Annotated in this window: 14 protein-coding genes; 2 read left to right on the top strand and 12 right to left on the bottom strand. The window is 41.7% G+C overall.

Annotation, left to right across the window (positions count from 1 at the left end):
• Positions 1–34: 34 nt before the first annotated feature.
• The 4 genes from LS74_RS05955 to LS74_RS05940 all read right to left on the bottom strand — a co-directional run bounded on the left by LS74_RS05955 (position 35) and on the right by LS74_RS05940 (position 4,882).
• Positions 35–934: a methylenetetrahydrofolate reductase gene (locus LS74_RS05955; protein WP_034584898.1), complete on the bottom strand. Its 900-nt coding sequence runs from the start codon at positions 932–934 to the stop codon at positions 35–37.
• 309 nt (positions 935–1,243) lie between these two features.
• Positions 1,244–1,507 (bottom strand): hypothetical protein, encoded by a 264-nt coding sequence (locus tag LS74_RS05950; protein ID WP_084584177.1) that lies wholly within the window; start codon positions 1,505–1,507, stop codon positions 1,244–1,246.
• The gene (gene metE, locus LS74_RS05945; protein WP_034584896.1) at positions 1,444–3,699 is read right to left on the bottom strand and encodes a 5-methyltetrahydropteroyltriglutamate--homocysteine S-methyltransferase; all 2,256 of its coding nucleotides are present in this window, start codon (positions 3,697–3,699) and stop codon (positions 1,444–1,446) included. Before metE ends, LS74_RS05950 begins: the two co-directional genes overlap by 64 nt.
• A 214-nt stretch (positions 3,700–3,913) precedes the next feature.
• A complete protein-coding gene (locus LS74_RS05940; protein ID WP_236096834.1) occupies positions 3,914–4,882 on the bottom strand; it encodes a phospholipase A in 969 nt (322 codons plus the stop codon).
• Between the two features lie 115 nt (positions 4,883–4,997).
• On the opposite strand from LS74_RS05940, the gene glmS reads away from it, so the two are divergent.
• Entirely contained in the window at positions 4,998–6,794 is a 1,797-nt protein-coding gene (gene glmS, locus LS74_RS05935; RefSeq protein WP_034584893.1) for a glutamine--fructose-6-phosphate transaminase (isomerizing), read from the top strand.
• A 4-nt stretch (positions 6,795–6,798) separates the two neighbouring features.
• On the opposite strand, the gene LS74_RS05930 is transcribed toward glmS, so the two are convergent.
• From LS74_RS05930 to LS74_RS05895, 8 genes are all read right to left on the bottom strand, one after another.
• Complete coding sequence (locus LS74_RS05930) at positions 6,799–7,272, bottom strand: NfeD family protein (protein WP_034584889.1); 474 nt, start codon at positions 7,270–7,272, stop codon at positions 6,799–6,801.
• A 104-nt stretch (positions 7,273–7,376) separates the two neighbouring features.
• Entirely contained in the window at positions 7,377–8,279 is a 903-nt protein-coding gene (locus LS74_RS05925; protein ID WP_034584887.1) for an SPFH domain-containing protein, read from the bottom strand.
• A 67-nt stretch (positions 8,280–8,346) separates the two neighbouring features.
• Positions 8,347–11,571, bottom strand: a complete 3,225-nt coding sequence (gene alaS, locus LS74_RS05920) for an alanine--tRNA ligase (RefSeq protein ID WP_034584885.1) — start codon at positions 11,569–11,571, stop codon at positions 8,347–8,349.
• 12 nt (positions 11,572–11,583) lie between these two features.
• On the bottom strand, positions 11,584–12,165 hold the full coding sequence (locus LS74_RS05915) for a phosphatase PAP2 family protein (protein ID WP_034584882.1): 582 nt from the start codon (positions 12,163–12,165) through the stop codon (positions 11,584–11,586).
• 76 nt (positions 12,166–12,241) lie between these two features.
• Positions 12,242–13,162, bottom strand: a complete 921-nt coding sequence (pdxA, locus tag LS74_RS05910) for a 4-hydroxythreonine-4-phosphate dehydrogenase (RefSeq protein ID WP_034584880.1) — start codon at positions 13,160–13,162, stop codon at positions 12,242–12,244.
• Positions 13,150–13,947 (bottom strand): pyridoxine 5'-phosphate synthase, encoded by a 798-nt coding sequence (locus tag LS74_RS05905; protein WP_034584877.1) that lies wholly within the window; start codon positions 13,945–13,947, stop codon positions 13,150–13,152. Before LS74_RS05905 ends, pdxA begins: the two co-directional genes overlap by 13 nt.
• 9 nt (positions 13,948–13,956) lie before the next feature.
• The gene (gene ilvN / locus LS74_RS05900) at positions 13,957–14,433 is read right to left on the bottom strand and encodes an acetolactate synthase small subunit (protein ID WP_034584876.1); all 477 of its coding nucleotides are present in this window, start codon (positions 14,431–14,433) and stop codon (positions 13,957–13,959) included.
• A gap of 10 nt (positions 14,434–14,443) precedes the next feature.
• A complete protein-coding gene (locus LS74_RS05895; protein ID WP_034584874.1) occupies positions 14,444–16,150 on the bottom strand; it encodes an acetolactate synthase large subunit in 1,707 nt (568 codons plus the stop codon).
• A gap of 215 nt (positions 16,151–16,365) precedes the next feature.
• Here LS74_RS05895 and LS74_RS05890 point away from each other — a divergent pair, with 215 nt between their 5' ends.
• The gene (locus LS74_RS05890; RefSeq protein ID WP_034584871.1) at positions 16,366–17,526 is read left to right on the top strand and encodes an MFS transporter; all 1,161 of its coding nucleotides are present in this window, start codon (positions 16,366–16,368) and stop codon (positions 17,524–17,526) included.
• Positions 17,527–17,572: the final 46 nt, after the last annotated feature.

The raw sequence follows: 17,572 nt of genomic DNA, 5'->3' as shown, positions 1-17,572 counted from the left end.
CGCAGAATCTAGCAAATTTTATCACGCACTTTTTTTACACAAACTCCCTTAGCAAACTCGGTTTATTCGCACTCATAAAGTGGAATTTATTATGCAATGCTTGTAAATCCTTAAAAAGCTCCCTTGATAGCTCTAAGCCGATTTTTCGCTCAACTTCTTTGCCTTTAATACTCGCCTTTTCTAGCTTTTGCACCCATTCATTTGGGATATACACGCCGGGCAGTTTATCCCGCAAAAATAACGCCACCTTATAACTTAGCACAGGGAAAAATCCTAGAATCATCACACAATTTTGCCCTAGCTCTTTATTTATAGATTCCATACTCTCAAGTAAAAACCTTGCGGCTTCAAGTGAGAATACAGGCTGTGTGAAAAGCCCTTGCACCGCGGAATTACTCAACTTTTTTAGCATTTTCTTTTTTAAAGATTCTGTGTTGTTGGCATAGGAATTAATGACTGAAAAATTATAGATTGTCTCCACGCTATCCTTTAGCACCTTGCCATTTGCGGCTATGCCTTGATTTAGCCCATCTATAATCCTGCCTAGCTTTAAAGAGCTTTCCTCAAACACGCCCTTAGCCCCCACACAATCGCCATTTTTCACCCCATCGCCACTAAGGCTTAAAAAGGAGCGCAGTCCAAACTCATTTGCCCCCAAAATATCGCCACACAAAGCAATGGAGTTTCTATCTCGCATTGAAAATGTGCAAATCACGGGTTTTTTTAGGGCATTTTGTAGCTTAATGGAAGTTAGAATCGAAGAGGGTTTAAGCCGTGCAAGTGGAGAATCTGTGCAAACAAAACAATCTGCTTGTTTTAAAGATTTTAACTCATCTATTACGCTTTGCCCGATTGTAGAGCTAAGGCTTGGCGAGACTTCTACGCTTAAAAATGCTTGGTTGCTGTGAAGTTTAGTGATGAGTTGGTCTAACATTTTCTATCCTTTTTTGTGTGTAAAGATTCGCCCTTGTGCTAACATTTGCTAGATTTTGTGTTTTTTAGGGCAGTCATTACCCATTAGGTAACTCCTGCCTAGCATCAATGGCTAGAATCTGTGTGTTTTTGTCGTGCTGAAGCGTTAGCTGAAGTATCTTTGTTTTTGGTTCTATAAAAGATTTTTTGCCTACGGCTCAAAATGACAAGGGGCAGAATCGACACAAGATTCTGGGTTTTTAGAATCCACAATTCTAGTATTTGCGGTATTGCTTTGTGTGTTTTTTGGGGATTTAGAGGTAGGAGTTACCTAACAGGTAATGACTGCCTCTAAATTTTCAAAATCGCACGAATGACTACCCAAAGACAAACCACTAAAAACTCGGCATTCTAAGATTGTGCTGCTAGTTTGGTGGTTGTCAAAAAAATCGCGATTGAGCTTACTAAAGGTAAGTGATTGAGCGATTTTTGAAGACTCCGCCGAAATAGCAGTGCAAGCTGAATGCCCCCTTAGCCCCTTACTTGCTTCACTGCCTCTACTATATTTTGCAGACTCGGCTTCACCTCTTCCCACTTCCTAGTCTTTAGCCCACAATCTGGATTTATCCATAACTGCTCTTTTGGCAGCACTTCAAGCAGAGCTTTAATTTGCTCTACTAGCTCTTCAACACTTGGGATTCTAGGGCTATGTATGTCATATACGCCCGGTCCCACTTCATTTGTATAGCCTACTTTCTTAAAGACTTTTAGCAGCTCATTGCCACTTCGTGCAGTCTCAATGCTAATCACATCGGCATCAAGGGCTTCAATGGTTTTAATAATGTCATTAAACTCGCTATAACACATATGCGTGTGAATCTGCGTCTTTGGCGTAGCAATCGCCACTGAAGTTTTAAAGCACGACAACGCCCAAGATTCATAGCCCTTGATATTTTCAGCCCTCAAAGGATAGCCCTCTTTAAATGCTGCTTCATCAACTTGAATGACTTTAATCCCAGCCTTTTGCAAGTCATCAATCTCATCAGCAATACACAAAGCCAACTGCTCGCAGACTTCCTTTCTACTCAAGTCATCACGCACAAAGCTCCAATTCAAAATCGTTACAGGACCAGTTAGCATTCCTTTCATCACTTTTTGTGTCAAACTTTGCGCGTAAGTTATCCACTCAATAGTCATAGCCTTTGGTCGCTCCACATCGCCATAAATGATAGGGGGCTTCACACAGCGGCTACCATAGCTTTGCACCCACGCATTTGCGCTAAACACAAAGCCGCTTAACTGCTCTCCAAAATACTCCACCATATCATTTCGCTCCGGCTCCCCGTGCACCAACACATCAAGCCCGATAGAATCTTGAAATTCCACGCAATCCTTGATATACGCCTTTATGCCTTTTTCATACTCTGCCTTGTTTATCTCGCCCTTTTTATAGCCTAGACGCAATGCCCTTATTTCGCTAGTTTGCGGGAATGAGCCAATCGTTGTGGTTGGCAAAAGTGGGAAGTGAAAAGCTTCTTTTTGAATCTTAATGCGTTCTTTAAAAGGCAGACTTCGCTCTTTTATACTATAAGATTCTACCCTTTGGCGTATAGCTGTATTATGCGTTTTGCTAGAGTTTTTGCGAGATTGATTTATCGCTTTATTCTGGTCTAAAAAGCTTTGCGTAGCAGAATCTAAGCTCCCTCTATACGCCTTTTCTATCGCATAAATTTCAGTAATTTTTTCTCTAGCAAAGCTTAGCCACGATAAAATCTCTTTTTCAATCTTATTTTCTCCCTCTTTACTAAAAGGCAGGTGCAAAAGTGAGCAAGAAGAGCTTATCACAACCCTATCTTTTGGCACAATGCTACTAATAGATTCTAAAAGCTTCAGCTTAGATTCAATATCTGCTACCCAAATATTTCGCCCATCAACAACCCCCGCGTAGAGAATCTTATCACTCTGTGCGATAATCTCTAAACTCTCTTTATTTTTCTCTCCATAGATAAAGTCAAGCCCAATCCCTGCAACTTTTGACTTCACAAGGATTTTTGTAAGCTCATTGCTATGCTCAAAAAATGTGCTTACAATCGCCTGTATGCCGCTATCCGCAATGGCGTTATAAACATTTAGCACTTCAGATTCTATATCAATGCCACTAAAAATATCTTTGTTTAGCCCACGCACAAAAAGCGGCTCACTAAACTCAATAAAGACTTTAGAATCTAGCTTTGCAATTTCTTTTATTAGCTCCAAATACGCCGCTTTTAGTTTATTAAAAATAGTCGCACCATTGCCATTTACAATTTTACTTAGTCCAAAGAATGTAAAAAGCCCAATGAGTGAGATTTTAGGATTGTATCCAAGCGTTTTTGCCTCATTATAATAGGCTTTAATATTGCTAATATCTGCCTTGTAGTTATCATCTTCACTTAGCTCTGGCACGACATAGTGATAGTTTGTATTAAACCACTTTGTCATCTCGCACGCCACACCGCTTTTATGCCCTCTTGCCATTGTAAAATAGCCTTCTAGCCCGCTTAAATCCTTAAATCGCTTAGGCTTTGCATTTAACGCATAAGCTAAATCTAGCACATTATCATACAAGCTAAAGTCATTCACACATACAAAGTCCAAATCCTTTTGCTCCGCCCAGTGCTTCTCTCGCAATGCCTTTGCCACAGATTCTAAATCGCTTTGTGTGCTTTTGCCACTCCAAAAGCTCTCCAACGCCTTTTTTAACTCTCTATTTTGTCCAACTCGTGGAAATCCTAAAATACTACTCATAGCAGTCTCCTTAAAGTTTAATTTTTTACACCGCTATTTTTGCATAAAATTTTTAAATACAATATGTAATTTTAATTTTTTGTAGATTATTTTGCGTAGATTTAGAATCTCATCGTGTGAATCGCCCTAATAAAAGGCATTTTCAGTAGAGATACAAAAAGTAACAAATACAATATGTAATTTTAATTTTTTGAAAAAGGAAATATTTTTAAGCCTAATTCCACAAACGGAATCCTAGCCCCAAACGATGTGAGTGCATTTTATATTCAAAGAGATTATCGCCATAGCCATTGACATACTGGCAGTAGATTCCCATATTCTTAGAAATACGGAGAGTATAGCCAAGCTCCACATAAGGATAATATCGCAATGCCACAGGCGGACGCATATACAGCTCCAAAAGGTGCTTATTTGTTTTGTAATACAAATGCAAGTCGTTGTATCCACGATACAAAGGTAAGTCCCGATTATCGTGGATAAAGCCATCAAGATTTGTCCCGATATACGCCCACGCCCCAAGCCTTATGCCAAAAGTGCCTTTGTTTGCAGTATCGTATTCCCACAACACACGGAGCAAAAGGCGATTTTGTGTGCGAGAACGCAATGCCCTTTCGCCATTAGAAGTGTGATTGTAACCAAATGATATATCTTTGATCGCCCCACCCAAAAAGGCGATGGGAGCTTCATAGCTATAAAACAACTCGGGCTGATAGTCAATATCGCGGAATGGGCGAGAATCTTCCTTGTTGTAGTTTTGAAACCACGCGGTTTGCGTATAGGCAAAATACAAGCTCCCATAAGGTGAAAAATGCCCCTTTATCACAGGCATTTTAAAGCTAAATTGAAACTTTGTCTCCGTGTCATTATTCCCCACAGCAGGGTCACTAAAACTATGATAAAAGGGCAAAATATACACTGATTTATGACGATAAAGGGCTAGATAATGGCTTGAAAAATTAGAATCTTCAGTGATTGCAGAAACTGCATTTGACACATCGTGAGATTCTGTTTTTTTGTCATCTTGCTGCTTATTTTGTGAATCTTGGGATAAAAGCTCTAAGGATTTATCTGTGGGATTTTCATTCTCCGCATTTTGTGTATGCGTTTGACTTTCATCTGCCCACACAGCACAATATATAGCAAAAGCACAGCACACAACTCGCCATATTATATTTTTTCTCATCTCTACTTATCCCTAGCACCTTAAAGTTTAAAGTTTTATCAAATGATGTAAAATGTATCAATAATTTTATAGTAAAATGTGAAAAATTTAGTTGAAGTCTTAACAAGGAGTTTTTATGTGTGGGATTGTGGGCTACATTGGCAGAGATGAGAAAAAGCAGATTTTATTAAATGGCTTAAAGGAGCTAGAGTATCGCGGATATGATAGTGCTGGGATAGCTGTGCTTAGTGAAGATGAACTTCAAACTTTCAAGGCTGTGGGGAAGCTAGAAAATCTAGAAACTAAATGCAAAGACTTTAGCTTTCAGGGCTTTGGCGTGAGTATTGGACATACGCGTTGGGCGACACACGGCAAGCCTACCGAAGCAAACGCCCACCCACATATCGCGGATTTTAGCAATGTCGTGCATAATGGGATTATTGAAAACTATCAAGAGCTAAAATCTATGCTTGAAAGCAAGGGGCATAGCTTTATCTCTCAAACAGATACTGAAGTCATCGTGCATTTATTTGAAGAAAAGCTTAAAAATACACAAGATTGCTACACTGCCTTTACTTCCACAATAGCCGATCTTAAGGGGGCTTTTGCCATTTTGCTTATTACAAAACTCGCTCCAGATTCTATCTTTTATGCTAAAAATGGCTCTCCGCTCATCATCGGCAAAAGTGCCTCACAAGAAGATGAGATTTACTTTGCAAGTTCTGATGCACCACTCATTGGCTTTGTGGATAGTGTCGTGTATCTTAATGATGGCGATATGGGGGTAATGAAGCTTGGCTCTTTTTCACAGCTTAAAAACCCAAAAAAGCTTGATAGCACTAAGGGCTATGCTCAAAAAGAGGGCTTCCGCTACTTTATGGAAAAAGAAATCTATGAGCAGCACAAAGTTTTGCTAGAGACAATGATGGGGCGTGTGAGTGAAGGGGATATTACGCTTAGTGAAATAGAATCTGGCTTTTTTGATGATGTGCAGAGCATTAGCATTTGTGCCTGTGGGACGAGCTATCACGCTGGGCTAAGTGCAAAGTATCTCTTTGAGCGACTAGCTAAAATTAAGACAAATGTGCTGATTGCAAGTGAGTTTCGCTATGCTAAACCTGTTATGGATAAAAATGAGCTTTTTATCGTTATTTCCCAAAGTGGCGAGACTGCCGACACGCTTGAAGCCTTAAAACTTGCTAAGAAAAATGGCTTAAAAAGTCTAGCTATTTGCAATGTGGATAATAGCTCTATCGTGCGTGAATCTAGCGTATCCTTGCTTACTCGTGCGGGGATTGAAAAGGGCGTGGCTAGCACAAAAGCCTTTGCTACGCAGATGATGCTACTATGGATTCTAAGTGTATATGTTGGCAAACTCCGCGGACATATCAAGCAAGATGAGCTAAAAACACATATCGCACAAATGGTAGAATCTGCCAAGGCTACAAAGGTGGATTCTGCGATGCACGAGCATATCAAACGCCTTTCAAAGCGGTATTTGCACGGACACGGCTTTTTCTTTATTGGGCGAGATATTTTCTATCCTTTGGCGTTGGAGGGGGCATTGAAACTTAAAGAGATTAGCTATCTCCACGCGGAGGGCTACCCAAGTGGTGAAATGAAGCACGGACCAATCGCACTGGCTGATGCGGAGCTTTTTACCCTAGCACTTATGCCTACGCATTTGCTTTTTGATAAGATTAAAAGCAATGTAGAAGAACTCAGTGCGCGTGATGCGACTATTTGTGCGGTAAGCACAGAGCAGATTCAGGGTGTTGATGATATGCTGCTTGTTCCGCCTTGTCAAAGCTATATGGAGGAGTTTTTCTCTATGATGGTAGTGCTGCAAATCTTTGCCCTTGAAGTTGCTATTCGGCTAGGCAATGATGTAGATATGCCAAGGAATCTAGCAAAAAGTGTAACCGTGGAATAAAAACTCAAACCTTGATAATCGCCTTATTATCTCTAATCTCTAACACCTGCACCTTATCGCCTTCTTTTAGTGGCGTGTTAGATTCTAATGTGCCAGATTCCAATCCATTAGAATCTAATGTAGGGGCTTTTTCATAAGCCCATAATGTGCCTTTGAAATACACCATTCCTTGCTGAATCTCACCTACACCGCCACCATTTTGCAAGGAGTCTTCATAGACTTGTGAGCCTTTGAACCACAATTTTATGGGCTTTCTTAGCAAAATAAGTGTAAGAAAAGCAAAAGCACAAATGCTCACCGCTTGCCACGCATACACGCTTTCCACACTCCCACCTATGATGTTGCCAAAGCCCACAAATGCCTCAATCCCAGCTGTGATACATAGCCCTAAACCGATGAAAAGCAAGAAAAATGAGCCAAAAAATATCTCCGCCACAATAAAGCCAAGCCCCAACCCCAAAAGCATAAGTGCCGACATTTCACTTCCTTATATTTGCATTGTTTTTAGAAAACTCCCATAAGGGATTTGGATTCTAAGATTTGACACTCACAAGCAAATCCTAGAATCCACAAAGCTAGATTCTACGCCTTTTTACCCCTGCCTAGAAACTCACTTATCACGCTAAGCCCACCGATAAATTCACTCGTCTCATAGGGGATAATCACTTTATCCTTGCTTGGATTCTTACTTAGCTCTGTGAAAGCCACAATCCGCTCCTTTGTCAGCAAAAACTCCGCTGCTTGTGCGTTTTTACTCATTTGATTAGCAATAAGCTCCATCGCATCGCTTTGCCCTTGTGCTAGGGCGATTTGCTCATATTTTTTAGCATCTGCCATACGCTCAATGGCTTCAGCTTGCAAAACCTTTTCTTGCTTTAGGGCTTCGGCGTTGCGGATTAGGGCTTCTTTTTCTGCTTGTGCCTTTAGCTCAATGGCGCGTTTTTCTCTCTCCGCCTTCATCTGCAGATTCATCGCATTTTCTATATCTTTTGGCACAGAGATTTCGCTAATCTCCACACGCATAATTTTCACCCCCCAGTTATTTGCCGCATCGCCCAAAGCCACTTGCAAAGCGGCATTAAGCCTATCGCGAGATGAGAGGGAGTCATCTAAATTTATCCGCCCTATCTCACCGCGAAGTGTCGTGGTAGCAAGGTTTGCAATGGCTTGTTTGTAGTCATTGACACTATATACCGCGGATTTTGCATCAAAGACCTTTAAAAACACAATCCCATCAATGTTAATATTGACATTATCTTTGGTAATCACCTGCTGCCGCCCAATGTCTATCATCTGCTCCCTAGCACTCACCACCGCACTTAGCCTATCAATTATGGGGATAATGAAGTGGAACCCACCATCAAGCACCCTGTGGAATCTCCCCAGCCGCTCCACAATGGCAATATCTGTTTGTGAGATAATCTTTATCCCAAACGCTAACACCACCGCACATAAGACCAACACCACACCAGCAAAAATAAGCATTACACTCTCCTTAACTCATAAATTTAAGTTATTTTACTTTACACATACTTCAAAGCAAATTATTTTTCTACCCTAAACTCTCTCTTGCGATTTGTTTTGCTAGATCTAGGGCTTCTTGGACTTTGCTAGATTCTGTAATCTTGCCTCCAGCGGTGGCAAAGTCATCTCTGCCCCCACCATTGCCCCCTAAGATTTGTGCGACTTGCTTTACCCACGCTCCAGCTTTGAGACTAGATATGCCCTTTACTCCAGCGGTTAGAGAGACTTTGCCGCCAGATTCTGTTACAAGCAAAATCGCTACTTTTTCATTCTCATTTTTCGCCCTATCGATAATGTCCTTTGCCTCTTTTGCTTCCACTGAATCTAGCTTTAGGACGATGAGTTTCACTCCATTGACTTCCTCATAATCTAGGCTTTTGACACTCTGCTTTGCCTTGTTTGCGTTATCTCTTGCCTCTTTCAAAGCGTTTTGTAGCTTTGCCACACCCTGCAAGACATCTTGGGCTTTTAGCTGCTCTTTTAGAGTCTTTATGGATTCTAGTGCTGCTTTGCCATAGTGATATGCCGCTTTGCCACACACCGCTTCAATACGCCTAACCCCGCTACTCACGCTACTCTCACGCACGATATAAAAGCTCCCAATCTCTGCGGTATTGTGGATATGAATCCCCCCACACAGCTCAATAGAATCCCCAAGGGTTATCACACGCACACTCTCCCCATACTTCTCGCCAAAGAGTGCCATAGCCCCCTTTGCTTTAGCTTGTTCTATCCCCATAGTCTCGCACACTTGCGGACAAGATTCTGCGATTTTACTATTGACTAGGGCTTCTATTTGTTCTAGCTCATTGACGCTTAAAGCCTTTGGGTGAGAGAAGTCAAAACGCAAACGATTAGATTCTACAAGGCTTCCAGCTTGAGCGATATGAGAGCCTAGAATCTGCCTTAGGGCGTAATGCAGTAAATGCGTGGCAGAATGGTGTTTAGCGATTTCAAAACGACTAGAATCTACTTGTGCTTTTACCAAATCCCCTGTTTTTAATGGGCTTAGGGCGTGGATTTTAGAGAGATTGAGTCCAAAGTATTTTTGGGTGTCAAGGACTTGTGCTGTCTGCGTTGTCTCTTTTTGCAACTCAGCTTTTTCATTATTTTCTTCTCGCAAAAAGGGGTTTATCCCCTCCCCGCTCCCCTTAGCCCCGAAAAAGTCTCCGCTTTTTCGGCAATCAAGGGGAGTGCCTCGCTCTTCCCTCTCTAGCTCCGCTTTGGCGGTGGCACTACTGCCACCTTGTTCCCAAAGCTCCGCACCACGAGAGGGGCGAGATTCTGCCATTGTGGAATCGACTTTGGATTCTGTATCGCTAGAATCTTGGCATTTTAGGCTTGTGGATTTTAGCTCACGCTCACAAGGGGTAGAATCCACAATTCTAGTATTTGCGGTGGTGCTTGTGCTGTTTTTCACAAATTTTGAGGGGGAGCTAGACATAAGGTCTGCGGTTCTCTCAAAATTTGTGAAATCGGTGCAATGATTACCCAAAGACGAATTGTCGCTAAATAATGCTCCTTTATCCCCCACCGGTCCGCCTGATTCTGGGTAGAACGGCGTAGATTCTAGCATTACCCAACCTTCTTGCCCTGCCTGTAAAGATTCCACTCTTTTAAAGCTAGAATCTAAAAGGGCTAGAATCCTAGAATCCACTTTTACGCACTCATAGCCTACAAACTCATTCTTTCCAAACTCGCTTAAAAGTGTGTTAAAATCGCCATCTTTTACACTATCGCCGCTTCCTTTCCAGTGTGCTTTGCTTCTATCTTTTTGCTCCTGCATACATTTTTCAAAGCCCTGCAAATCTATGCTTAAGCCAAGCTCACGCAACATATCTTGCGTTAAATCAAGCGGAAAGCCATAAGTGTCGTAGAGTTTAAAGGCTACCTCACCACTAAAATATATCGTTTCTTTAGCATTACTAGAATCCACTTTTTGAGAGTCTTGGCATTCTAAGGATTGAGATGAGAAATCGTGGTTTTGCGAAGCGGAAGCAAGAAGCTTACTCGGCGTAAGTGCCGTAGCTTCCGCTGAAGCAATCCGCGATTTATCGCTCAATACTGAATGCCCCCTTAATTTTTCTAGCTCGGCTTGAAACAACGCCATTCCCGATTCTATCGTCTCAAAAAACCGCTCTTCTTCTGCCTTGCACTGCTCTTGCAGGGCGTTTTTACGCTCTATTAAATAGCTATAATGTCCGCCCATAGAATCACACACTACCCCTACGACTTCATATAAAAATGCCTTTCTCAAGCCTAGCAAATAGCCGTGCCTAACTGCCCTGCGTAAGATTCTACGCAAAACATAGCCCCTGCCCTCTTTGTCAAAATTCACCCCTTGTGCTAACAGAAATGCCACAGCGCGGGCGTGATCAGCGATGACTCTAAAGCTTGCAATGTCTTTCTTACAAGAATCTATTATATCTTTTGCAAAGCCCATCGTGTTTTTAAGCAACACACTATCGCGGTAATAGCTCTTACCTGTAAGCTCCTTAATACACTGCATTATGGGTGCAAAAAGACTAGAATCAAAATTATTTATCTCACCCTCTTTCAACGCTATTACTCTCTCTAGCCCCATTCCTGTATCAATGCTAGGCTTAGGTAGTGGCGTCAAAGTCCCATCAGCACTTCTTTCATACTGCATAAACACAAGATTCCATATCTCTAAAAACCTATCCCCCTCACCGCCGAAATAATCTTCTTCCCCATTAAAAAACTCTGCCCCTTGATCCACATATATCTCACTACAAGGTCCGCAAGGTCCTGTATCACCCATTTGCCAGAAGTTATCCTTATCGCCCATTCTTTTAATGCGTTCTGGCTCTATATGCTCCTGCCACAGCTCAAAAGCTTCATCATCACTTTCGTGTATCGTTACATATAAAAGGCCCTTATCAAAGCCTAGAATCTCTGTTACAAACTCCCACGCATACGCAATAGCTTCTTTTTTAAAATACGCCCCAAAGCTAAAGTTGCCAAGCATTTCAAAAAGCGTGTGATGACGCGCGGTATAGCCGACATTTTCTAAGTCGTTATGCTTCCCACCTGCACGGATACAAAGCTGTGAGCTTGTAGCGATATTTGGACTTGGGATTGGAATCTTACCTGTAAAAATATCCTTAAACTGCACCATTCCCGCATTGGTAAAAAGCAGACTTGCATCATCTGGCACTAAAGGCATAGAATCATAGACCTTATGCCCTTTGCTTTTAAAAAACTCCAAATACAATGCTCTAATATCTTTCATCACCTTGCTCCTTTAGAATCTATAACGCACATTGAGGCTTACCGTTGGGTTGCCTTGCATATCAGTATCAATATTTGGCGTAATCAATGTATTTTTTGGCATATATTCCTTTGTAAAAACCCACGCAAAACCCCAAGCAATTAATGCTCCAACGCTCACTTGTAACACAGAATGCTTTTTTGCCTCTACCCTTGAAGCTGCTGTGAGTGTGGCTAGAATCCCAACGGGAATGGCTGGCTTCCACCCATAGCGGTAATACACATATCCCGCCGCGCTAAATGCCCCGCTTGCGTGTCCGCTTGGCATACCCTGCCAATTATCACAGCAAGGGCGTTTAGCAAAGTCTAAATCATAGCCCTTTTTCTCGTGGAGATATTCAAAGCTTTTTTTAATACCCTCTGTGGCAAGTTGTGTGCTAAGTGTGCCAAGTGCAAGCTGCGAAGCACCCTCATAATCCTCCATTGCAACAGATACAATCATCACATACAAAGGCAAGAATCTAAACGCATCGCCAAATTGTTCAAACTCATTCTCTCGTGCGTGAGATACGCTTAAGATTCCAAATATACATAGCACCATACAAAGCCGCTTCATTCCTATCCTTCATAAGCAAAAAATAAAAGCGTTATTATAAGATTCTATCCTTAAAATCGCTTATGATAACACTCTCTTATAGCCCATCTACCGCATATTTCACCGCATTGATATAGCTTTGAGTATGAATTTTCACGCTCTTTTTATACGCCACATCAAAACCTACGCCGTGATCAACAGAAGTGCGGAGAATGGGGAGATTCAAGCTCACATTTATACTTTGCTCAAAATACAATGCCTTAAGTGGGGCTAATCCCACATCGTGATACTGACTAACAAAATATCTAAATTTCTTGCGATTAAACGGGGAAAATGCACTATCAGGCGGATAAGCTCCAAAAAATAGCTCCTTATTTAACGCTAGATTTGCTTCACATACCGCTTGAGTGATATACTTATCCTCATCTCCCATAAGCCCATCATCGCCACAATGCGGATTTAGCCCAAGCACACAGCAAGGCTCATTTAACCTAACCGCCCTAGCAAAAGAGAGTAAAAATGTTTTTATAGAATCTTGATTTATGCTTTGACTGACTTTTCCAAGCGGTATATGATCAGTATATAGGGCTACAAACATCTCTTCACAGCCTAGCATCATAATAGAATCTACCCCAAAATATTGTGATAACACTTGCGTATGCCCGATAGATTCCACCCCTGCTTCTTGCCACGCTTTTTTGTGTATAGGCAGGGTTACAAGGGCTTGTGTTATCCTAGATTCTGTAAGTTTGATAGCTTGAAGGAAGCTTTTATAGCTATATAGCCCACTCTCTTTGCTCACCACACCGGGCTGTATATCAGCACAAAGCTCAAAGTCCGCTACACATTGCATATCCTTTGGCATTGATAAGCCTAGAATCTTTGCCGCAGATTCCACAATCTCTAAATGCGTAACATACACAGGCTCACAAATTTGAGATATAGCATTATGCGATTTTAGGGCAATCTCAAGCCCTATGCCATTTATATCGCCTATGCTAATAGCTATCTTTGGCACATTGCCCTTCTCATATCTATAATAGCATGCTCCAGCCCCACAAATACCGCCCTAGCAATGATGCTATGCCCGATATTGAGTTCGCTAATATAAGGAATACGCGCAATATCGGCGACATTTTGATAATTTAGTCCGTGTCCTGCAAAGCACTCTAACGCCCTTGTATCCATACTAGAAGTGGCAAGTTTAGCACATTGGCTAATAGAATCTAGGCTCTTTTGTATTTCAGATTCAAGCTCTTGTGGGGGTAAATCAAGCTCTGTAATCCTGCGATGTGTGCGGGAAAGGTTTGTATTTTTCATTAAATGCAGGTTCGCATATCGCCCAGTGTGTAGCTCCACAGCTTGTGCGCCAAGCTCACGCGCTAGAAAGATAGATTCTTTTTTAGGGTCAATAAATAACGCCGTGGCAATGCCTTGAGCTTCAAAAGTCTTTAGCACTTCGCGGATACTCTCATAATGAGCTTCTATATCTAGCCCTCCTTCAGTGGTTATCTCCTCTCGCTTTTCAGGCACAAGCGTAATGCGTTGTGGGGCAATCGCACAGAGATAATCAATCACCTTTTCATCAAGGGCAGATTCAATATTGACAGGCAAGGGGCTAGATTCCACAATGCGTTTGACATCGCTATCGTGGATATGCCGTCTATCTTCACGCAAATGCAGTGTGATTTGGTCTGCTCCTGCATTCTTAGCAATAAATACCGCCTCTAATGGATCAGGCTCATAAATCGCCCTAGCCTCACGCAAAGTCGCTATGTGATCAATATTCACTCCTAGCCGCATACTCTCTCCTTATCGTTCCATTGCGATGACACCACTTCGCACAATCTCTTTAGGATTAAAAATCTTAATGGCGGAAATAAACTGCTCAATAGCGGTAGGTCTATCTGTGGCTATTACAATGATATACTTTTCATTAGCATTGACGATTTTGCCATTATAGGCTTTGCACAATGCCTGTATATCTGCGAGTTTCTCACTGATTGGAATCTTCACAAGCACCGCTTCTTTCTCAAGCAAATCATCACTTGAAATCACACTCACCACAGGGATAAGCTTATGAAGCTGCTTGATAATCTGCTCAATGACAACTTCCGAGCCTTGCGTTACAATGGTGATGCGTGAAAGGTTGCTGTTGGGAATGGGAGCTGTGGTAAGCGATTCTATATTATACCCACGCGCTGAAAAAAGCCCAGAGATTCTAGCCAAAACGCTGTGTTCATTAATCACATTCACACAAATGCTTTTTCGTAAAACTTTTGCTTCCATAAGTTCGCCTTTAATCTTGTTTTTGTTGTTGTGTCTTTGGGAGTATCATCTCGTGTATTGCCCCACCGCTTGGCACCATAGGCAGCACATCTTCATACCTATCTACAATCACTTCAATAAACGCCACTTTCTTAGAATCTAACGCCTTTTGCAAGGCTAAATCAAACTCACTTTTTTTCTCTACTCTAAAGCCCACGCCACCAAAAGATTCTATAAGCTTTATGAAATCAGGCTGCAAAGTCAAATCTGTGTGCGAAAATCTATGCTCGTAAAAAAAGCTCTGCCACTGCCGCACCATACCCAAATAATTATTATTCAAAATCACGCTCACAAGTGGAATCCCATATGCCACGCAAGTCATCAGCTCTTGGATATTCATTAGAATTGAGCCATCGCCGGTAATATTAATAAGTGTTTTATCTTCACGCGCGAGTTTTGCTCCCATAGCCGCAGGCAGCCCATAGCCCATAGTCCCAAGCCCACCGCTGCTTAAAAACTGACGCGGAAAGCTAAAGGGGTAAAATTGTGCCGCCCACATTTGATGCTGTCCCACATCTGTGGTGATAATCGCACTCTCTCCTAGAATCTCGCCTAGCCTTTGAATCACCCATTGTGGCTTAATGCAATCAAGACTATCTTCAAAACTTAGCGGATAGCGCCTTGCATACTCTCGCAAATGCTCTTTCCACTCTAGAATCTTAGCACTCTCATAGCCACTTAGCTCACTTAACATATCACTCACAACGCTTTTTAAATCCCCAACAATGGGATAATCCACGCCTACAACCTTACCAATAGAGCTAGGATCTACATCAATATGGGCGATTTTTGCCTGTGTGGCAAATGCACTTAATTTACCTGTTACCCTATCATCAAATCTAGCACCCAAACACACGAGCAAATCACACTCACTCACCGCCATATTTGCCGCGTAGCTTCCGTGCATTCCTAGCATTCCTAGCAGATTATCATCATCATATCGTAGCACCCCACGCCCCAAAAGTGTCTCCGTGCAAGGAATGCCCGTGCAATGCACCAAATCTCTAATCACCTCACCCGCATTTGAGAGAATAGCCCCACCACCGATATAAAATAAAGGCTTTGAAGCCTTAGAGATAGCATCGCAAAGCTTTTTAACCTGACGCGGATTGCCCTTAATTGTGGGCTTATAGCTTTGCAACACAATAGAATCTGGGTAAGAAAACTCGCCTTTTGTGCCGGTAATATCTTTAGGAATATCCACAAGCACCGGTCCGGGACGCCCACTTCGTGCGATGTAAAAGGCTTCTTTTAAGATTCTAGGGAGTTCTGCTAGATTCCGCACTAAAAAATTATGCTTCGTGCAAGGGCGTGAAATCCCCACCGCATCAATCTCTTGAAACGCGTCTGTGCCAATTTGTGTAATAGGCACTTGTCCGCTAATCACCACAAGCGGAATAGAATCTGTATAAGCTGTGGCAATGCCTGTAACGGCATTTGTAAAGCCCGGACCTGATGTGATAATAGCTACACCCACATCGCCACTTGCCCTAGCATAACCATCAGCTGCGTGAACTGCCCCCTGCTCGTGGCGTGCGAGAATGTGGGAGAAATAATTTTGCTTATAAATCTCATCATAGATGTGTAAAACAGCCCCACCCGGATACCCAAAAACAACCTTTACACCCTCTAAGTGCAAGGCTTGAATCACCATTTCCGCACCTGTCATTATTTTCATAAAATATTCCTTCCATAGATAATCTTAACGCTTGAAACTTAGAATTTAAAGAAAAGGCAAATCATACCAATTTTGCTTAATAATGCAATAAAATCATTCAAAGTTTGAAAATTTTTCAAAAATTTATACTTATTTTATACAATACCCCTTTCACATTCGCAATACCCTGTAAATAAGCTAATTACAACGCCCAAAACACAATGGAGCAAGATTTTATGAATATGCGTCAAAAAATCTTTTTTATCAATCTTTTGCCAATTATTCTAATAAGCCTTAATCTCCGTGCCCCCATCACCGCCATAAGTCCCGTTGTTGATATTATCAAGGACTATTATCATTTAAATGCCGCATTAACCGGGCTACTGACTTCTCTGCCCCTTTTAGCTTTTGGGCTTGTATCATTTTTTGTATCATATTTTCAGCCTACAAGGGCTTTATTCATAGGGCTTATATGTATTTTTGTAGGCGAGATTTTGCGTTGCATAGGGGAGAGTGCGGAGCTTTTCATCGGCACGGCAATTATGGGAGGTGGCATAGCTATTGCCAATGTTTTGCTCCCTAGCCTTGTAAAAGCAAAATTCCCACGCAATATTCCAAAAATTATGGGGATTTATAGCCTTGTGCTGAATCTCTCTGCCGCACTTGGTATTGCCCTTATCTTGCCACTTATGATGATTTTACCCGTGCCAATCGCACTTGGAATCTGGGCAATCTTAGCTTTCATCGCATTAATAAGCTATATTCCGCAAATGAAAAATAATAGAATCTCACGCCCAAAGCTTAAAACAGATTCTAAAGGCTCACTTTTTGCTAATCTCAATGCGTGGAAAATCACTATTTTTATGGGTTTAACAAGCACCATTTCTTATGGTTTTTTTGCGTGGTATCCTAGCTTTCTTATTTCTTTTGGCTACTCACAAAGCTTTGCTTCACAGATGATGATTCTCTCTCATTGCATTATTATCCCTGCGGCATTTTTTATCCCACTGCTCTTAGGCTCACTCCCAAATCAACGCAGAGTGCTACTCATTGGCTTTACTTGTGGGCTATATGTGATAAGCTACGCACTATTGCTTTGCTTCCAGCAAATGTGGGTTGTTGTCTTTGTCTCAATCATTCTTGGAATCCCAGTAGGTGGCGTCTTTGGCATTGCCTTGCTTTTTATCTCAATTAAAAGCTCAAATGTGCAAACTGCCACTAAGCTCTCCGCGATGTCTCAAGGCGTGGGCTATCTTTTAGCTTCACTTTCACCTGTGATAATAGGGCGAATCTATGATGTATTTCATCACTTTACCTATGCTCTTATAGGCTTAATGATACTTGGCATTTTGCTTAATCTCATTGGATTTTTAGCCTACAAATCAAAGCAAATTTAGCTTAGTTTTAGCAATTTTAATTAGAATGCAAGGCTTAATTCTCATT

Origin of the sequence: Helicobacter magdeburgensis (assembly GCF_000765825.2) — a bacterium.
Classification (GTDB): domain Bacteria; phylum Campylobacterota; class Campylobacteria; order Campylobacterales; family Helicobacteraceae; genus Helicobacter_C; species Helicobacter_C magdeburgensis.
The sequence above is the reverse complement of the archived record's forward strand: the minus strand, read 5'-3'. Positions and strand labels throughout refer to the sequence as shown.

Bases quoted from the DNA above. Each gene is read 5' to 3' on its own strand.
- LS74_RS05955 (WP_034584898.1), bottom strand. From the start codon at position 934: ATGTTAGACCAACTCATCACTAAACTTCACAGCAACCAAGCATTTTTA.
- metE (WP_034584896.1), bottom strand. From the start codon at position 3,699: ATGAGTAGTATTTTAGGATTTCCACGAGTTGGACAAAATAGAGAGTTA.
- LS74_RS05940 (WP_236096834.1), bottom strand. From the start codon at position 4,882: ATGAGAAAAAATATAATATGGCGAGTTGTGTGCTGTGCTTTTGCTATA.
- glmS (WP_034584893.1), top strand. From the start codon at position 4,998: ATGTGTGGGATTGTGGGCTACATTGGCAGAGATGAGAAAAAGCAGATT.
- LS74_RS05930 (WP_034584889.1), bottom strand. From the start codon at position 7,272: ATGTCGGCACTTATGCTTTTGGGGTTGGGGCTTGGCTTTATTGTGGCG.
- LS74_RS05925 (WP_034584887.1), bottom strand. From the start codon at position 8,279: ATGCTTATTTTTGCTGGTGTGGTGTTGGTCTTATGTGCGGTGGTGTTA.
- alaS (WP_034584885.1), bottom strand. From the start codon at position 11,571: ATGAAAGATATTAGAGCATTGTATTTGGAGTTTTTTAAAAGCAAAGGG.
- LS74_RS05915 (WP_034584882.1), bottom strand. From the start codon at position 12,165: ATGAAGCGGCTTTGTATGGTGCTATGTATATTTGGAATCTTAAGCGTA.
- LS74_RS05905 (WP_034584877.1), bottom strand. From the start codon at position 13,947: ATGCGGCTAGGAGTGAATATTGATCACATAGCGACTTTGCGTGAGGCT.
- ilvN (WP_034584876.1), bottom strand. From the start codon at position 14,433: ATGGAAGCAAAAGTTTTACGAAAAAGCATTTGTGTGAATGTGATTAAT.
- LS74_RS05895 (WP_034584874.1), bottom strand. From the start codon at position 16,150: ATGAAAATAATGACAGGTGCGGAAATGGTGATTCAAGCCTTGCACTTA.
- LS74_RS05890 (WP_034584871.1), top strand. From the start codon at position 16,366: ATGAATATGCGTCAAAAAATCTTTTTTATCAATCTTTTGCCAATTATT.